14 protein-coding genes, 1 tRNA gene and 1 riboswitch are annotated in these 15,392 nt (G+C 62.4%); of the genes, 12 read left to right on the forward strand and 3 right to left on the reverse strand.

Annotation, left to right across the window (positions count from 1 at the left end):
- Positions 1–80 precede the first annotated feature (80 nt).
- From I8N66_RS01985 to phoB, 6 genes are all read left to right on the forward strand, one after another.
- The gene (locus I8N66_RS01985) at positions 81–1,115 is read left to right on the forward strand and encodes a substrate-binding domain-containing protein (protein ID WP_113536540.1); all 1,035 of its coding nucleotides are present in this window, start codon (positions 81–83) and stop codon (positions 1,113–1,115) included.
- 93 nt (positions 1,116–1,208) lie between these two features.
- Positions 1,209–2,693, forward strand: a complete 1,485-nt coding sequence (pstC, locus tag I8N66_RS01990; RefSeq protein ID WP_291149076.1) for a phosphate ABC transporter permease subunit PstC — start codon at positions 1,209–1,211, stop codon at positions 2,691–2,693.
- Positions 2,690–4,012, forward strand: coding sequence for a phosphate ABC transporter permease PstA (pstA, locus tag I8N66_RS01995; RefSeq protein WP_113536538.1), 1,323 nt, complete (start codon positions 2,690–2,692; stop codon positions 4,010–4,012). The genes pstC and pstA overlap by 4 nt, the downstream gene beginning before the upstream one ends.
- Before the next feature lie 13 nt (positions 4,013–4,025).
- Complete coding sequence (gene pstB, locus I8N66_RS02000; RefSeq protein WP_113536537.1) at positions 4,026–4,841, forward strand: phosphate ABC transporter ATP-binding protein PstB; 816 nt, start codon at positions 4,026–4,028, stop codon at positions 4,839–4,841.
- Positions 4,842–4,891: 50 nt separating this feature from the next.
- Positions 4,892–5,605: a phosphate signaling complex protein PhoU gene (phoU, locus tag I8N66_RS02005; RefSeq protein ID WP_093231848.1), complete on the forward strand. Its 714-nt coding sequence runs from the start codon at positions 4,892–4,894 to the stop codon at positions 5,603–5,605.
- 252 nt (positions 5,606–5,857) lie between these two features.
- Complete coding sequence (phoB, locus tag I8N66_RS02010) at positions 5,858–6,541, forward strand: phosphate regulon transcriptional regulator PhoB (RefSeq protein ID WP_057248102.1); 684 nt, start codon at positions 5,858–5,860, stop codon at positions 6,539–6,541.
- Between the two features lie 69 nt (positions 6,542–6,610).
- Here phoB and I8N66_RS02015 read toward each other — a convergent pair whose 3' ends face one another.
- On the reverse strand, positions 6,611–7,132 hold the full coding sequence (locus I8N66_RS02015; protein ID WP_113536536.1) for a GcrA family cell cycle regulator: 522 nt from the start codon (positions 7,130–7,132) through the stop codon (positions 6,611–6,613).
- A 420-nt stretch (positions 7,133–7,552) separates the two neighbouring features.
- Between I8N66_RS02015 and I8N66_RS02020 the strand changes: the two genes are divergently transcribed.
- The 3 genes from I8N66_RS02020 (at position 7,553) to I8N66_RS02030 (ending at position 11,054) form a co-directional block, all read left to right on the forward strand.
- A complete protein-coding gene (locus I8N66_RS02020; protein ID WP_291149083.1) occupies positions 7,553–8,752 on the forward strand; it encodes an aspartate aminotransferase family protein in 1,200 nt (399 codons plus the stop codon).
- Between the two features lie 104 nt (positions 8,753–8,856).
- A complete protein-coding gene (gene argF / locus I8N66_RS02025) occupies positions 8,857–9,774 on the forward strand; it encodes an ornithine carbamoyltransferase (RefSeq protein WP_113536534.1) in 918 nt (305 codons plus the stop codon).
- Between the two features lie 290 nt (positions 9,775–10,064).
- Entirely contained in the window at positions 10,065–11,054 is a 990-nt protein-coding gene (locus I8N66_RS02030) for an Hsp33 family molecular chaperone (protein ID WP_113536533.1), read from the forward strand.
- An 84-nt stretch (positions 11,055–11,138) separates the two neighbouring features.
- Here I8N66_RS02030 and apaG read toward each other — a convergent pair whose 3' ends face one another.
- Together apaG and I8N66_RS02040 are read right to left on the reverse strand one after the other, a co-directional pair.
- The gene (apaG, locus tag I8N66_RS02035) at positions 11,139–11,531 is read right to left on the reverse strand and encodes a Co2+/Mg2+ efflux protein ApaG (RefSeq protein WP_057248107.1); all 393 of its coding nucleotides are present in this window, start codon (positions 11,529–11,531) and stop codon (positions 11,139–11,141) included.
- A 239-nt stretch (positions 11,532–11,770) separates the two neighbouring features.
- Positions 11,771–12,955, reverse strand: a complete 1,185-nt coding sequence (locus tag I8N66_RS02040; RefSeq protein WP_291149090.1) for an O-succinylhomoserine sulfhydrylase — start codon at positions 12,953–12,955, stop codon at positions 11,771–11,773.
- A 46-nt stretch (positions 12,956–13,001) separates the two neighbouring features.
- Positions 13,002–13,080: riboswitch (SAM riboswitch) on the reverse strand.
- A gap of 74 nt (positions 13,081–13,154) precedes the next feature.
- Here I8N66_RS02040 and I8N66_RS02045 point away from each other — a divergent pair.
- The 3 genes from I8N66_RS02045 (at position 13,155) to I8N66_RS02055 (ending at position 15,384) form a co-directional block, all read left to right on the forward strand.
- Positions 13,155–14,252 (forward strand): 2'-deoxycytidine 5'-triphosphate deaminase, encoded by a 1,098-nt coding sequence (locus tag I8N66_RS02045; protein ID WP_291149093.1) that lies wholly within the window; start codon positions 13,155–13,157, stop codon positions 14,250–14,252.
- 82 nt (positions 14,253–14,334) lie between these two features.
- A tRNA-Gly gene (locus tag I8N66_RS02050) sits at positions 14,335–14,409 on the forward strand.
- A 141-nt stretch (positions 14,410–14,550) separates the two neighbouring features.
- On the forward strand, positions 14,551–15,384 hold the full coding sequence (locus tag I8N66_RS02055) for a transporter substrate-binding domain-containing protein (protein WP_113536530.1): 834 nt from the start codon (positions 14,551–14,553) through the stop codon (positions 15,382–15,384).
- Positions 15,385–15,392: the final 8 nt, after the last annotated feature.

A 15,392-nucleotide genomic window follows, 5' to 3' on the forward strand; every position in this document is an offset into this window, starting at 1 on the left:
CTAGGGGCAGCCGATAAGACGGCGAAGAGCGCTGCAACGCTTGGCGCACACCAACACAAGCCCATTCTGGGAGAACTTTTATGAAAGCTCTTAAATTCACTGTCGCGGCGCTGGTCGCGTCTGTCGCTTTTGCCGGCGCAGCCGCCGCTCGCGATCAGGTCCAGGTAGCTGGCTCCTCGACCGTTCTTCCCTACGCAAAGATCGTCGCCGAGACGTTCGGCGAGACCTTCCCCGACTTCAAGACCCCGGTCGTTGAATCTGGCGGTTCCTCTGCCGGCCTGAAGGAATTCTGCAAGGGCGTCGGCCCGGATACCATCGACATCGCCAACTCCTCGCGCAAGATCAAGGACAGTGAAGTCGAGGCCTGCAAGGCCGCTGGCGTCACCGAGATCCAGGAAGTCAAGATCGGCTATGACGGCATCGTCTTCGCGACCGACGCCGCCAATGCCGACCTCGCCCTGAAGCCTGTCGATCTCTACAAGGCCCTGGCTTCCGAAGTCGTCGTCGACGGCAAGATCGTTGCCAACCCCTACAAGAAGTGGTCGGAAGTCAACTCCGCGCTTCCGGACGTAGAAATCGCGGCCTTCATTCCGGGCGAAAAGCACGGCACCCGCGAAGTCTTCGAAGAGAAGATCCTGGCTGCAGGCTGCAAGGAAGCTGGCGCCGTTGACGTCATCAAGGCTGCCGTTGCCGATGAAAAGCAGCAGCACAGCAAGTGCGTCGCAGTTCGCAAGGACGGTCTGGCTGTCGACATCGACGGCGACTACACCGAAACGCTCGCCCGTATCGCCGCCAACAAGAACGGCATCGGCGTCTTCGGCCTGTCCTTCTATGAAAACAACGCCGACAAGCTGAAGGTTGCAACCGTCAACGGCATCGTGCCGTCGACCGAAACGATCGCTTCCGGTGAATATCCGGTTTCCCGCCCGCTGTTCTTCTACGTCAAGAAGGCACATCTCGGCGTTATCCCGGGCCTCAAGGAATATGTTGAGTTCTTCATCAACGACCAGATGATCGGCCCGGACAGCCCGCTCGCCGAATACGGCCTGGTTGCTGCTCCGGACGCTGAGCGCGAAGAAATCCGCAAGGCTTTCGAAGCCGGCAACATGCTCTGATAATGACAAGCCCCGGCGCGGTTTTTCGCGCCGGGGCATGCCTCCATTCGATTTGCCGGCGGCCATGACGGGCGATGCCGGGGAGACGTGCCGATGAGTACTTCGCTCCTTCTTTTGTTAATTGTTGTTATTGGTTTCATTGCTTATTTTGCCGGTCGTGCGCGTTCGCTTGCGCTCTCCGGTGGCAAGCTCTCCAACCTTCATTCCTTGCCGGGCTATCACGGCAGCTACGTCGCCATCTGGGCGATGCTGCCGGCGGCGCTCGTCCTCGGCGCGTGGCTGATTGCTGCTCCCGTCTATATCGACGGAAGCACGCGGGCGGCCCTGCCGGATACCGTCCAGAGCCAGGGCGCAGCGGCCGTCCAGCTCGCGCTTGGTCAGGTCAAATCCGTCGCCGGCGGCTTGCTGCGCTTGAGCGGCGAGGAACTTGCGGCGCTCCAAGGCGGTACCGCCAATCTTCGCTCGACGCTCGCATCCAAGGGTGTCGCCCTTGCCGGCGAAGGCGAGCCCTACATGGTCACCGTCGCCCAGCACTTCAATGCGCTGACCGCGGCCAACCGCTGGCTGATGACCGCGGTCGTTCTGTTGATCGCGATTGCCGGCGGCATCTATGCCATTCGCAACGTCGCCACCCGCTTCCGGGCGCGCAACCAGGTTGAGCGGGTCATTCTCGGCTCGCTGATCGTTGCCTCGTCCATTGCCATCCTGACGACGGTCGGTATCGTCGCGTCGATGCTGTCGGAAGCCGGCCGTTTCTTCACCATGGTCTCGCCGTTCGAGTTCTTCTTCGGCACGGTCTGGGATCCGCGCTTCGCTGCTGCCGGCAGTGGAGGGGCCTCCGGTCAGTTCGGCCTGATCCCGCTTCTCGCCGGCACGCTCTACATCGCCTTCGTCGCCATGCTCTTCGCCGTGCCGATCGGCCTCTTTGCGGCGATCTACATGGCGGAATATGCAAGCCCGCGCCTGCGCTCCACCGCAAAGCCGCTGCTCGAAGTGCTCGCCGGCATTCCGACCATCGTCTACGGTTTCTTTGCGCTGGTGACGGTTGGCCCGTTCCTTCGCGATATATCCGCCCAGATGAACGGCCTGATGACCGGCAACTACCAGAACTTCATCCAGGCACAGAGCGTGCTGACGGCCGGCATCGTCATGGGCATCATGCTGATCCCCTTCGTGTCGTCTCTGTCGGACGACATCATCACCCAGGTGCCGCGTGCCCTGCGTGACGGCTCGCTCGGCCTTGGCGCCACCCGTTCGGAAACGGTCAAGAAGGTCATCCTTCCAGCCGCCCTCCCGGGCATTGTCGGCGCGCTGCTTCTGACCGCCTCGCGCGCCGTCGGCGAAACGATGATCGTGGTGCTGGCGGCCGGTGTGGCGGCCCGCATGCAGATCAATCCGTTTGAACCGATGACGACGGTGACCGTGAAGATCGTCAACCAGCTGACAGGCGACCTCGAGTTCACCTCGCCGCAGACGCTGGTGGCCTTCGCGCTGGGCATCACGCTCTTCGTCATCACGCTCGGCCTCAACATTTACGCGCTCTACATCGTGCGCAAATACCGGGAACAGTACGAATGACCGACATCGCTTCCCCGACCGTCCGGATCTCCGCCCGTCCCGCCTCGGCAAAGCGCGATATCGGCATCAAGCGTCGCTATGCCGCCGAACGCCGGTTCCGTGCCTACGGCATCGCCGCAATCAGCACCGGCCTCTTTTTCCTGGCGCTGCTGCTGTGGACCGTCATTTCCAACGGCTACACCGCGTTCCAGCAGACGACGATCACGCTGCCGATCGAGTTCACGGAAAAGGTCATCGACCCCAACGGCGAACGCACGACCGACAGCAAGGTTCTGATGACTGCCAACTATCCGCTGCTGGTGCGCGACGCGCTCGTCAAGCAGCTCGGCATCGACGCGACCAAGCGTCCGCTCGTCAAGCAGGCGACCGACATGGTCTCTGCGAGCTCCCGTACGCTGCTGCGCGATATGGTCGTGGCTGATCCATCCATCATCGGCAAGACCGTTCCGGTCACGCTCCTGGCTGAAGCCAATATCGACTCCGCCAACAAGGGTCAGATCGACCTCAAGGTCGACGAGAGCAAGCGCAAGGTCAAGGACCAGCAGGTCACCTGGATGAACGAGCTTGCAAGCGCCGGCATCCTGAAGAAGAGCTTCAACACCGGCATCTTCACCTTCGGCGCCTCCAGCCGTCCTGAAGCGGCAGGCGTCGGCGTTGCTGCCCTCGGCTCGTTCTACATGATGCTGATCGTGCTCGTGCTGTCGCTGCCGATCGGCGTCGCCGCCTCGATCTATCTCGAAGAGTTCGCGCCGAAGAACCGGCTTACCGACCTGATCGAGGTTAACATCAACAACCTCGCGGCAGTTCCGTCGATCGTCTACGGTCTGCTGGGCCTCGCCGTCTTCATCAACTTTGCCGGCATGCCGCGCTCGGCAGCTGTCGTCGGCGGTTTCGTGCTGACGCTGATGACCCTGCCGACGATCATCATCGCCACCCGCGCGGCCTTGAAGGCGGTTCCCCCGTCGATCCGCTCGGCGGCACTCGGCCTCGGTGCCTCGAAGATGCAGACCATCTTCCACCACGTGCTGCCGCTGGCAATGCCGGGCATTCTGACCGGCACCATCATCGGTCTCGCCCATGCGCTTGGCGAAACCGCGCCGCTGCTCCTGATCGGCATGGTCGCCTTCGTGGTCGATTTCCCCGGTTCGCCGATGGAACCGTCGACCGCGCTGCCGGTGCAGATCTACATGTGGGCCAACGAGGCGGAACGCGCCTTCGTCGAGCGCACCTCTGGCGCGATCATCATCCTTCTCATCTTCCTCGTCGTCATGAACCTTGGCGCCATTCTGTTGCGACGTCGCTTTGAGCGCCGTTGGTAGTGAGGTAATTACTATGAACATCATGTCAGAAGCAGCCGTCGAGAAGGCCTTGGATCAGAAAATGAACACTGTGCCCTACAAGATGATCGGCAAGGATGTGTCGGTCTATTACGGCGAGAAGCGCGCGCTTTTCGACGTCAACCTCAACATCCGGGAAAACACGGTGACGGCGCTGATCGGCCCGTCCGGTTGCGGCAAGTCGACCTTCCTGCGCACGCTGAACCGCATGAACGACACCATCGAGAACTGCCGCGTCACCGGCAGGATCACGCTCGATGAGGACGACATCTACGATCCGACCATCGACGTCGTTGAACTGCGCGCTCGCGTCGGCATGGTCTTCCAGAAGCCGAACCCGTTCCCGAAGTCGATCTACGACAACGTGGCCTACGGTCCGCGTATCCATGGACTTGCCCGCACCAAGGCGGATTTCGACGAGATCGTCGAGACTAGCCTGCAGAAGGCCGGTCTGTGGAACGAGGTCAAGGACCGCCTGCAGGAGCCCGGCACCGGGCTTTCCGGTGGTCAGCAGCAGCGCCTCTGCATCGCCCGTGCCGTCGCCGTCAGCCCCGAAGTCATCCTGATGGACGAGCCCTGCTCGGCGCTTGACCCGATCGCGACCGCCAAGGTCGAAGAACTCATTCACGAACTGCGCACGAACTTCACGATCGTCATCGTGACCCACTCGATGCAGCAGGCCGCCCGCGTTTCGCAGCGCACCGCCATGTTCCACCTCGGCAATCTCGTCGAGGAGAACGACACCGACAAGATGTTCACCAATCCGGATGACCAGCGCACCCAGGATTACATCATGGGCCGCTTCGGCTGAGGCCGCATAAGGCTGCAACAGTAACTGGAAAGCGCCTGTAAGGATCGACGATCATGTCCATGCATATCATGTCCGCCTATGACGAAGAACTGAAGTACCTGACGCGCCGCATCTCGGAGATGGGCGGTCTCGCAGAGCAGATGGTCGCCGAATCCGTTCGCGCCCTGGTCAATTCCGACCTGGCTCTCGCGCAGAAGGTGATCTCGGACGACACCGTCCTCGACGATGCCGAGCGCCAGATCGGCGAGAAGGCGATCGTCACGATCGCCAAGCGCCAGCCGGTCGCCGCCGACCTTCGCGAGATCATGGGGTCGATCCGCATCGCCTCCGATCTGGAGCGTGTCGGCGACCTCGGCAAGAACACCGCCAAGCGCGTGATCGCGGTTGCCGGTTCCGGCATCCCGCGCAAGCTCGCCCGCGGTCTCGAGCACCTCGCCGAGCTCGCGCTGGTGCAGCTCAAGGAAGTGCTCGACGTGTATGCCTCGCGCTCGCCGGAAAAGGCCAACAGCATCCGTGAGCGCGACGAGGAGATCGATGCGATCTACACCTCGCTGTTCCGCGAATTGCTGACCTACATGATGGAAGATCCGCGCAACATCACGCCCTGCACACATCTTCTGTTCTGCGCCAAGAACATCGAGCGTATCGGTGACCACGCGACCAACATCGCCGAGACGATCTACTACATGGCTACGGGTGCCCAGCCGGAAGGCGAGCGTCCGAAGGATGACAACACGTCGACGTTGGGCTCGGTCAACGACTAGGTTAGAGCGGGATGCGAGGGGAGTTACATATACACTTCCCCATCCCTTCTAGCGCCGAACGCGCGTTCGCAATGCATGCCCCATGAATATCATCCGGTCGCGGCTTCGGTCGCGGCCCCGAATTCCTGTATCTGAAGCACGCGGCTTTCGCACCGCCTTTGAAAACGGCGGTTGTGCTCCAGATTTAGAGTGTCTGAGCGCCGGTCGGTCCACTGGACCCGCACGGCGCTCACGGTAAGGAGTGGTTACCTGATGTTGCCAAAAATCGCCGTGGTCGAGGACGAAGAGGCGCTGAGCGTCCTGCTGCGTTACAATCTGGAAGCGGAAGGCTTCGACGTCGATACGATCCTCAGGGGTGACGAGGCAGAGATCCGGCTTCAGGAACGTCTGCCCGATCTCCTCATCCTCGACTGGATGCTGCCTGGCGTCTCCGGCATCGAGCTGTGCCGTCGGCTGCGCCAACGCCCGGAAACGGAGCGACTGCCGATCATCATGCTGACGGCGCGCGGCGAAGAGAGCGAGCGCGTTCGTGGTCTGGCGACCGGGGCAGACGACTATGTGGTCAAGCCGTTCTCGACGCCGGAGCTGATGGCTCGCGTCAAGGCGATGCTGCGCCGGGCGAAGCCTGAAGTGCTCTCGACGTTGCTGCGCTGCGGCGATATCGAGCTCGACCGGGAAACCCATCGCGTTCATCGCCGTAGCCGCGAAGTTCGCCTGGGGCCGACGGAGTTCCGCCTGCTGGAGTTCCTGATGTCCTCTCCGGGCCGCGTCTTCTCGCGCTCGCAGCTCCTGGACGGCGTCTGGGGCCATGACATCTATGTCGATGAGCGTACCGTCGACGTCCATGTCGGCCGCCTGCGCAAGGCGTTGAACTTCTCGACCATGCCCGACGTCATTCGCACGGTCCGCGGCGCCGGATACTCGCTCGAAAGCTGAGAATGGCAAATTGAAGCCAATAAAAAAGGGGCCGATCGGCCCCTTTTCCTTTTGTTCCCGCGCGGCGCCTTAGCGCATCCGTCGACGCTCGGCCGAGGGCTGGTAAGCAAGCCGTGCATGGAAGCTGCAATAGGGCGACGACTCCGGCGAGTCATTGCCGCAGAAGTGAAACTCTTCCTTCAGCGGGTCGCCGATCGGCCACTTGCAGGTGCGCTCGGTGAGCTGGGTCAGCTCGAGGCGGCGCGACATCGGCACGACCACGTCGGTGCTGATGCTGAAATCCTGCTCGGCCACGAGATCGACTTCGATCTCTTCCTTGAGAACCGTGGCGCCGGACGGACGGGCAACGGTGCGGGTCGCAACGCGCGCGGCGTAGTTCGGTGCGCGCGGGGCCGAGGTCGGCCGCTTCGGACGGGCCGCAGCGGTGGTGCTGCCGCCAGCCTTGGCGCGTCCCGGGAGGCTCAGGCGATGAACCTTGCCGATGACAGCGTTACGGCTGACACCGCCGAGCTGTGCCGCGATCTGGCTAGCGCTCAGGCCCTCGGACCAAAGCTTCTTCAGTTTCTCCACCCGCTCGTCAGTCCAGTTCATCTCTGCACTCTCCGTTCTCAGCGTTGGGGATGGCAGAATCCCTCACCGCACCCCGGCTGAACCCCGAGGTTGCAAACGCGATAACTCTTTTGGTGACTAGGTCCGCCGCATGCGTCTAGTAATTGAATGTTAACGTACTGACCGTCGGACTCCGTGGCAAGAGTCCGGGGAATCGAGCCGAATCGAATTCGTAGTTTTCCCCAACTTGCTCGATCAGCGTTGCATTTTTGCAAGCCCTTCCGACTGATTTTTTCGCCGCAGGGAAACGGGCCTTGTCATCGCGCTGCAAGGCTTGGTTTTGTTGACATTGCAGTGCGAAATGGGAATAGTGCCTGCGCCGCCGCAAGGCGGCATTTTTGGTTTTTATCGGGCCGCACGAAGCCGCGGGATCGATGTCGACTGGAGTAAGGAGAGCCTCGCATGACTGCAACCACGCCGCTTTATGACACCTACATGCGCGCGCCGTTGCGTTTCGAGCGAGGAGAGGGCGTCTGGCTGATTGCCGAAGATGGCTCGCGCTACCTCGACTTCGCTGCCGGCGTTGCCGTGAACTCGCTTGGTCATGCGCATCCGCACCTCGTCGAGGCACTGAAGGCGCAGGCCGAGAAGGTCTGGCACCTTTCCAACCTGTACGAGGTTCCTGGCCAGGAAAGCCTTGGGCGTCGCCTGGCGGCCGTCACCTTTGCCGATCGGGTCTTCTTCACCAATTCCGGTGCGGAAGCGCTGGAATGCGCGATCAAGACGGCGCGGCGCTATCACTTCGCCAAGGGGCAGCCCGAGAAGTTTCACGTCATCACCTTCGAGGGTGCCTTCCACGGCCGCACGATCGCGACGATCGCCGCCGGCGGCCAACAGAAATACATCGAAGGTTTCGGGCCGAAGGCGCCGGGGTTCTACCAGGTTCCGTTTGGTGACATCGCAGCCGTCAAGAATGCGATCACCGAGGAGACCGCTGCGATCCTGATCGAACCGATCCAGGGCGAGGGCGGCATCCGTCCGGCGACCAAGGAGTTCATGCAGGAATTGCGCGCGCTCTGCGACGAGTTCGGCCTGCTCCTGATCCTTGACGAGGTTCAGACCGGCGTCGGCCGTACCGGCAAGCTGTTCGCCCATGAATGGTCGGGTATCCGCCCGGATATCATGGCCGTGGCCAAGGGCATCGGCGGCGGTTTCCCGCTCGGCGCTTGCCTTGCGACGGAAGAAGCGGCTGCCGGCATGGTGGCTGGCACGCATGGCTCCACCTATGGCGGCAACCCGTTGGCCATGGCCGTCGGCAACGCCGTGCTCGACGTCATCCTCGCGGACGGTTTCCTCGGCCATGTGCGGGATGTCGCGCTCGTGTTCCGCCAGGGCCTTGCCTCGCTGAAGGACCGCTTCCCGGATGTCATTGAGGACATCCGCGGCGATGGCCTGATGCTGGGCATCAAGGTGAAGGGTCCCTCGGCCGATCTCCTGAAGGAAATCCGCGCCGAGAAGCTCCTGGCCGTACCGGCCGGCGACAACGTATTGCGCCTGCTGCCGCCGCTGACGGTGACGGCGGAGGAAGCGCGCGAGGGTCTCGCACGCATCGAGCGCGCTGCCGAGGCAGTGCGCAAGGCCGGCGGCAACGCTGCCGCTTAACGGATAGGACCGACGCCGACACAGGGTGTTAGAATGATCTTCGTGCGTTCACGCGGAATGCGTGGCGCACCAGGGATCGATTTTTCAGACAGGAACCGAGTACGATGGCAGGCACCAGACATTTTCTCGATCTTTCGGCCATGACGGCCGCCGATCTCCGGACGATCATTGACGATGCCCGCGTCCGAAAGGCGGCGACCAAGGCAGGAACCGCCGAGAAGCCGCTCGCCGGCAAGATGCTGGCGATGATCTTCGAAAAGCCGTCGACCCGTACACGCGTCTCCTTTGACGTTGGCATGCGCCAGCTGGGCGGCGAGACCCTGTTTCTTTCGGGCACCGAAATGCAGCTCGGCCGCGCCGAGACGATCGGCGACACCGCCAAGGTCCTGTCGCGCTATGTCGACGCGATCATGATCCGCACCACCGACCATCGTCGTCTTCTGGAGCTCGCCGAGCATGCGACAGTGCCTGTTATCAACGGCCTGACCGACGATACGCATCCTTGCCAGATCATGGCCGATATCATGACCTTCGAAGAGCATCGCGGATCGGTGAAGGGCAAGACGATCGCCTGGACCGGTGACGGCAACAATGTGCTGCACTCGCTGATCGAAGGCTCCGCCCGTTTCGGCTATCGCATGAACATGGCTGTGCCGCTCGGTTCCGAGCCGCAGGACAAGATCCTGAACTGGGCTCGTAACAACGGCGGCGAGATCCTGCTGTGTCATGATGCCGAGCAGGCTGTCGCCAATGCCAACTGCGTCGTTACCGACACCTGGGTGTCGATGAACCAGGAACACCGCGCCCGCGGTCACAACGTCTTCCAGCCCTATCAGGTCAACGAGGAGCTGATGAAGCGTGCGGCCTCCGATGCGCTGTTCATGCACTGCCTTCCGGCGCACCGCGGCGAAGAGGTAACCGACGAGGTGATCGATGGCCCGCAGTCTGTGGTCTTCGATGAGGCCGAAAACCGTCTGCATGCGCAGAAGTCGATCATCGCCTGGTGCATGGGCCTCGTCTAAGCGGCTCGCAGGGATGAGCGCTGCGCGGCCGGCCGATGGGGCAGCGCTTTGCTAGGCGCGTGGGCGGCTATTGACATTGCGGCTGCTCGACACGATCTAGGCGGCAAGCGGGGCGCTCCTGGCAACAGTGAAGCGCTGACTGCCATGGGTGGTGTGCGGCGCAATGGCGAACGGCACATGCCCGGTGGACAATCCGTTCATCGCGGGATCAATTGAGACAGCGGGCACGTTGCGCCGAGGGATAGGAATGTCCCTGGCGCAACGCAGTTGGCTGATGCAAGGAGCAAGACATGACTGACATGACGCCAGGGCTTGGTGAGTTCGACTTCGCCGGTGACGATCACGTCGTGCCTTTCCAGGTGGAAGGCCTCGATGTGCGTGGCCGTGCCGTACAGCTCGGCCCGATGCTCGACGCTATTTTGGAGCGCCACAATTATCCGCTGCCGGTCGCGCGGCTTGTTGCCGAGACCGTCGTTCTCACGGTTCTGCTCGGCACGTCGCTGAAGTTTGAAGGCAAGCTGATCGTCCAGACAAAAGGCGACGGTCCAGTCGATCTGGTGGTTGCGGATTTCTCGACGCCCGACCGTGTGCGTGCCTATGCCCGCTATGATGCCGACGCGCTGGCCGTTGCCGAGAAGGATGGTCGCACCCGCTCGCATGAGCTGCTCGGAAAGGGCGTGCTCGCCTTTACCATAGACCAGGGCGCTCACACTCAGCGCTACCAGGGCATCGTCGCGCTGGACGGCGCCACGCTGGAAGAAATCGCCGGCGTTTATTTCCGCCAGTCGGAGCAGATTCCGACGAAGGTCCGGCTCGGTGTTGCTGAACTGCTCGACCGTGACGAAAACGGCAAGCCGCGCCACCGTTGGCGTGCCGGCGGCATGGTCGCCCAGTTCCTGCCGGAAGCGCCTGAGCGCATGCGCCAGCCCGACCTGTCCGGCGGCGACGGCGATGATGGCGAAAACGTCTTCGAGGATGACGATCTCTGGGCGGAAGCCAAGGTGATGGTCGAAACGATCGATGCCGACGAGCTGACGGACCCGATGGTCGGAACCGAACGGCTGCTCTACCGGCTGTTCCACGAACGCGGCGTTCGCGTCTATGAGCCGCAGGCGGTCTTTGACCGTTGCAGCTGCTCGCGCGAGAAGCTTCGTTCCGTGCTCGCCAATCTGGAAGCGGACGATCTCGAAAGCACCCTCGAGGATGGTGTTGTGAAGGTGACTTGCGAGTTCTGCTCCACCACCTACCGTTTCGAAGCAAGCGAAGTGCGTCCGCAGTAGCGGGCGCCTCCGGTCATTTGGCCGGGGTCGCTATTTGAGGGGCGCAATTCCGGACGGACAAGCGCCTCACACTTAATCCTGGAATTAGTTCAGGGTGCGCACGAGCCCGGGTGAATCGAGCGAGAAGGCGGGAATGGCCACGTTGAAGGTCTCTCCGCCTTCCGCTTCCATGCTGTAGTGGCCGAACATCACGCCCGACGGCGTATCCAGCGGGCAGCCCGACGAATATTCATAGGTGTCGCCGGGATTGAGCAGCGGCTGTTCGCCGATCACGCCGGGGCCGCTGACCTCGTCGACCTGTCCATTCTCATCGGTGATATGCCAGTAGCGGGTCATCAACCGGACGGCTGCGTCCGAATGGTTCGAGATGACGATGCGATAGCCCCAGACATAGCGGCCGTCATCGGGATCCGACTGCTCTTCGAGATAGTACGGCTCCACCGTAACTTCTATGTCGCGGGTCAAAGCGCGATACATGGGCAACACCTTGCTTCAGGTCTTTCAGGGTATTCTACAGCAAGATGGTTTCGTCAAGAATAACGGCAAGATTGTGCATACCCATTCCTGGGCAATGGCTTGCGAGAATCCCGATCGGCTGTTTGGGCCCTCTCGATCCCGCAGGTGACGCCACCTGGGATGGCAGCGCTGCAGCAGCATGAGCGCCGCGGGGGATCGACGGCCGCCGTCCTGTCGCGGCGGCCGTATCTTTCGTTGCCTCAGGCTTTGACAGCCCTGAGCGCGCGGGCGAAATCCTCCACCACGTCCTCGCTGTCCTCGATGCCGGCCGAGAAGCGCACCGTGCCGGCCGAAATGCCGAGTTCTTCGCGGGCCTCGTCCGTCAGGTTCTTGTGCGTCGTCGTCGCCGGATGAGTGATCAGGCTCTTGCTGTCGCCGAGATTGTTGGAGATGCGCACGATCTCGAGCGCGTTCTGCAGCGCGAAGGCTGCATCCTTGCCGCCCTTCAGTTCAAACGCGACGAGCGTGGAGCCGCCGGTCATCTGCTTGGCGATGATGTCGGTCTGCGGGTGATCCTTGCGGCCGGGATAGATGACCTTGGCGACCTGCGGCTGTTCCGCCAGGAAGTCCGCGATCCGGCGGGCCGTTTCCGTCTGCTGGCGCACGCGCAGCGGTAGGGTCTCGATGCCCTTCAGCAGGGTCCAGGCATTGAACGGCGACATAGCCGGGCCGGTGTGACGGAAGTAGTCGTGCAGGTTCTCGTTGATCCATTCCTTGTCGGAAAGCACGACGCCGCCCAGGCACCGGCCCTGGCCGTCGATGTGCTTGGTCGCGGAATAGACGACGATATGGGCGCCGAGTTCCAGCGGCTTCTGGAACAGCGGCGTTGCAAAGACGTTGTCGACGACGACCTTGGCGCCGATCTGGTTGGCGAGCTTCGCGACGCCGGCGATGTCGATGACTTCGAGGGTCGGGTTCGTCGGGCTTTCTAGGAAGAAGACCTTGGTGTTCTTCTGGATCGCCTTTTCCCAGTTCTTGAGATCACGACCGTCGACCAGCGTGCATTCGATGCCGTATTTCGGTGCCAGCGTCTCGACCACCCAGCGGCAGGAACCGAAGAGGGCGCGGGCAGCGACGATGTGATCGCCGGCCCTCAGCTGGCAGAGGATGGCGGCGGTGACGGCGGCCATGCCCGATGCCGTGGCGCGCGCGTCTTCAGCGCCTTCCAGCATGCACATGCGCTTTTCGAACATGTCGTTGGTGGGGCTGCCGTAGCGGGCGTAGATAAAGCCTTCGGTCTCGCCCTTGAAACGGGCTTCCGCAGCTTCCGACGTCTCGTAGACAAAGCCCTGGGTGAGGAAGATTGCCTCGGACGTTTCGCCATGCTGGGAGCGGGTGGTTCCGCCGTGGACGAGTTGGGTTGCCGGGCGCCAGTTCTTGCTCATGGGACGATCACCTTCAAAAACAAAAAAACCGGCCGCGTAAACGGGCCGGTTTTGACACCCGGCCTTTTTAGCTACTTGTTTAACGTGGCTGCAAGCCGACCGGCCAAATCACCACGGGATAAAGCTTCAATACTGCTAGGGTGCGCTTGCGTCAATTCCCGGAGTTTGGTTTTGTCTCGCAACTGAAAAGAGGACTGCAATGGGCCGCGACACTGGGATTTTGGCCGACCGCGCGATTGCCGCGCTGTTCGAAACGGGGCGCCTGAAGAGCGAGAGGCCGTTGGACGCCGATCAGATCCAGCCGGCGAGCCTCGACCTGCGTCTTGGCGCCAAGGCCTTCCGCGTCCGCGCGAGCTTCATGCCGGGCCCGTCACACTTGGTCGCGGACAAGCTCGACCGCCTGAAGCTGCACGTGGTTGATCTCACCGATGGCGCAGTGCTGGAGACCGGTTGCGTCTACATCGTGCCGTTGATGGAAAGCCTGGCGCTGCCTTCGGACATGTCGGCTTCGGCCAATCCGAAGAGCTCGACCGGCCGTCTCGACATCTTCACCCGCGTCATCACCGATCGCGCCCAGGAATTCGACAAGATCCCAGCCGGCTACAGCGGCCCGCTCTATCTCGAAATCAGCCCGCGCACCTTCCCGATCGTCGTTCGCCGTGGCTCGCGCCTGTCTCAGATCCGCTTCCGCGTGGGCCAATCGCTGCTGTCGGAGCAAGCGCTGGTGGCGCTGCACGAGAGCGACGTTCTCGTGGCGAGTGAGCGCCCGAATGTCAGCGGTGGCGGCATTGCGCTGTCGATCGACCTCAAGGGCACTGGCCCGGACGGCCTGATCGGCTACCGCGGCAAGCACCATACCGCGGTCATCGACGTCGACAAGAAGGCGCAGCACGCGATCTTCGACTTCTGGGAGCCGCTCTATAGCCGTGGACGCGACGAACTGATCCTCGATCCGGACGAGTTCTACATTCTTGTCTCGCGCGAGGCAGTGCATGTCCCGCCGCTCTATGCCGCCGAGATGACGCCGTTCGATCCGTTGGTGGGTGAGTTCCGCGTGCACTATGCGGGCTTCTTCGATCCGGGCTTCGGCCATGCCTCGGCCGGCGGCACCGGCAGCCGCGCGGTGTTGGAGGTGCGCAGCCATGAGGTGCCGTTCATCCTCGAGCACGGGCAGATCGTCGGCCGCCTCGTCTATGAACACATGCTGGAACGGCCCGAGGGCCTCTATGGTCTCGGCGTCGGCTCAAACTACCAGGCGCAAGGCCTCAAGCTTTCGAAGCATTTCCGCGCCGAGTAGGAGATTTTGCGTGGGACCCTCGTGCGATACCGCGCAAGGGTCCTTGACAGATCGTCTCGGTTCGGGAAATTTCGCAGGCATCGCGGGTGTAGTTCAGTGGTAGAACGCCAGCTTCCCAAGCTTGATGTCGTCGGTTCGATCCCGATCACCCGCTCCAATTCTTCCTGAAGCCTCTCTTGCCGCGTTCGCGCGAGGCCTATGGCCAGTTGCCTTGCGGACGGTTACTTTACCGCTCGATGAATCATCCCGCGGTTCTAAGGGCCGCCCCTGCCACATGAGACATGCCGGCCCGCTGCCCATGAGATTTCTTTCCCTGTTCGCTCTCTGCGCGTCCTTGATCGCAACGCCGTTGGCGGCGCAGCCGAAGGATCTGCCGATCCTGTTCGATGCGCGCGAACGCATCGCCAAGCCCGATCTCACGGGTCTGGCGCGTCTGCGTTTCCTGACGACGGTGGACTTTCCACCGTTCAATTTCATCGACCAGTCCGGCAAGCTCTCCGGCTTTCACGTCGATCTGGTGCGCGAGATCTGCCGCGAGCTCGACATCGAAGCCAAATGCCAGATCCAGGCCGTGACCTATGCGGAACTCCTGCCGGCGCTGGAACAGGGGCAGGGCGAAGCGGTCGCCGCCGGCATCGCCGTCGGCCCTGAGCTGCGCCAGCGCTTCGGCTTCTCGCGCGCCTTCATGCGGCTGCCCGCCCGGTTCGCCATCAACGCCAAGGCAGCCGGTGCCGTGGCGGGTCCGAAGGATCTCAGGAAGAAAGCGGTCGGGGTCGTGGCGGGGACGACGCATGAGGCCATGTTCAAGGCGTTCTTCCCGAAGATCGAGGCCAAGGTTTTCCCGGATCGCGACGCCATGCTGACGGCGCTGCAGAAGGGTGAAGTGCCGGCGGTCTTTTCCGACGGATTGCAGCTTTCCTTCTGGGTCTCAGGCACGACCGCCGGCGGGTGCTGCTCGCTTGTCGACGGCGCCTATTTCTCGCAGCGCTTTCTCGGCGAAGGCCTGACGATCATGAACCGCAAATCCGAACCGGCCCTGACCCAGGCCATCGACCACGCTCTGCTGGCGCTGTCGCGCAGCGGTCGGCTCGAGGAAATCTACCTGCGCTATTTCCCGAACGGCATCTACTGAGGGCAATG

This window comes from Ensifer sp. SSB1 (genome assembly GCF_016652895.1).
GTDB lineage: Bacteria > Pseudomonadota > Alphaproteobacteria > Rhizobiales > Rhizobiaceae > Ensifer.

Bases quoted from the DNA above. Each gene is read 5' to 3' on its own strand.
- I8N66_RS02045 (WP_291149093.1), top strand. From the start codon at position 13,155: ATGGGCCGCGACACTGGGATTTTGGCCGACCGCGCGATTGCCGCGCTG.
- pstC (WP_291149076.1), top strand. From the start codon at position 1,209: ATGAGTACTTCGCTCCTTCTTTTGTTAATTGTTGTTATTGGTTTCATT.
- I8N66_RS01985 (WP_113536540.1), top strand. From the start codon at position 81: ATGAAAGCTCTTAAATTCACTGTCGCGGCGCTGGTCGCGTCTGTCGCT.
- I8N66_RS02040 (WP_291149090.1), bottom strand. From the start codon at position 12,955: ATGAGCAAGAACTGGCGCCCGGCAACCCAACTCGTCCACGGCGGAACC.
- argF (WP_113536534.1), top strand. From the start codon at position 8,857: ATGGCAGGCACCAGACATTTTCTCGATCTTTCGGCCATGACGGCCGCC.
- apaG (WP_057248107.1), bottom strand. From the start codon at position 11,531: ATGTATCGCGCTTTGACCCGCGACATAGAAGTTACGGTGGAGCCGTAC.
- pstA (WP_113536538.1), top strand. From the start codon at position 2,690: ATGACCGACATCGCTTCCCCGACCGTCCGGATCTCCGCCCGTCCCGCC.
- I8N66_RS02020 (WP_291149083.1), top strand. From the start codon at position 7,553: ATGACTGCAACCACGCCGCTTTATGACACCTACATGCGCGCGCCGTTG.
- I8N66_RS02015 (WP_113536536.1), bottom strand. From the start codon at position 7,132: ATGAACTGGACTGACGAGCGGGTGGAGAAACTGAAGAAGCTTTGGTCC.
- pstB (WP_113536537.1), top strand. From the start codon at position 4,026: ATGAACATCATGTCAGAAGCAGCCGTCGAGAAGGCCTTGGATCAGAAA.
- I8N66_RS02030 (WP_113536533.1), top strand. From the start codon at position 10,065: ATGACTGACATGACGCCAGGGCTTGGTGAGTTCGACTTCGCCGGTGAC.
- phoB (WP_057248102.1), top strand. From the start codon at position 5,858: ATGTTGCCAAAAATCGCCGTGGTCGAGGACGAAGAGGCGCTGAGCGTC.
- I8N66_RS02055 (WP_113536530.1), top strand. From the start codon at position 14,551: ATGAGATTTCTTTCCCTGTTCGCTCTCTGCGCGTCCTTGATCGCAACG.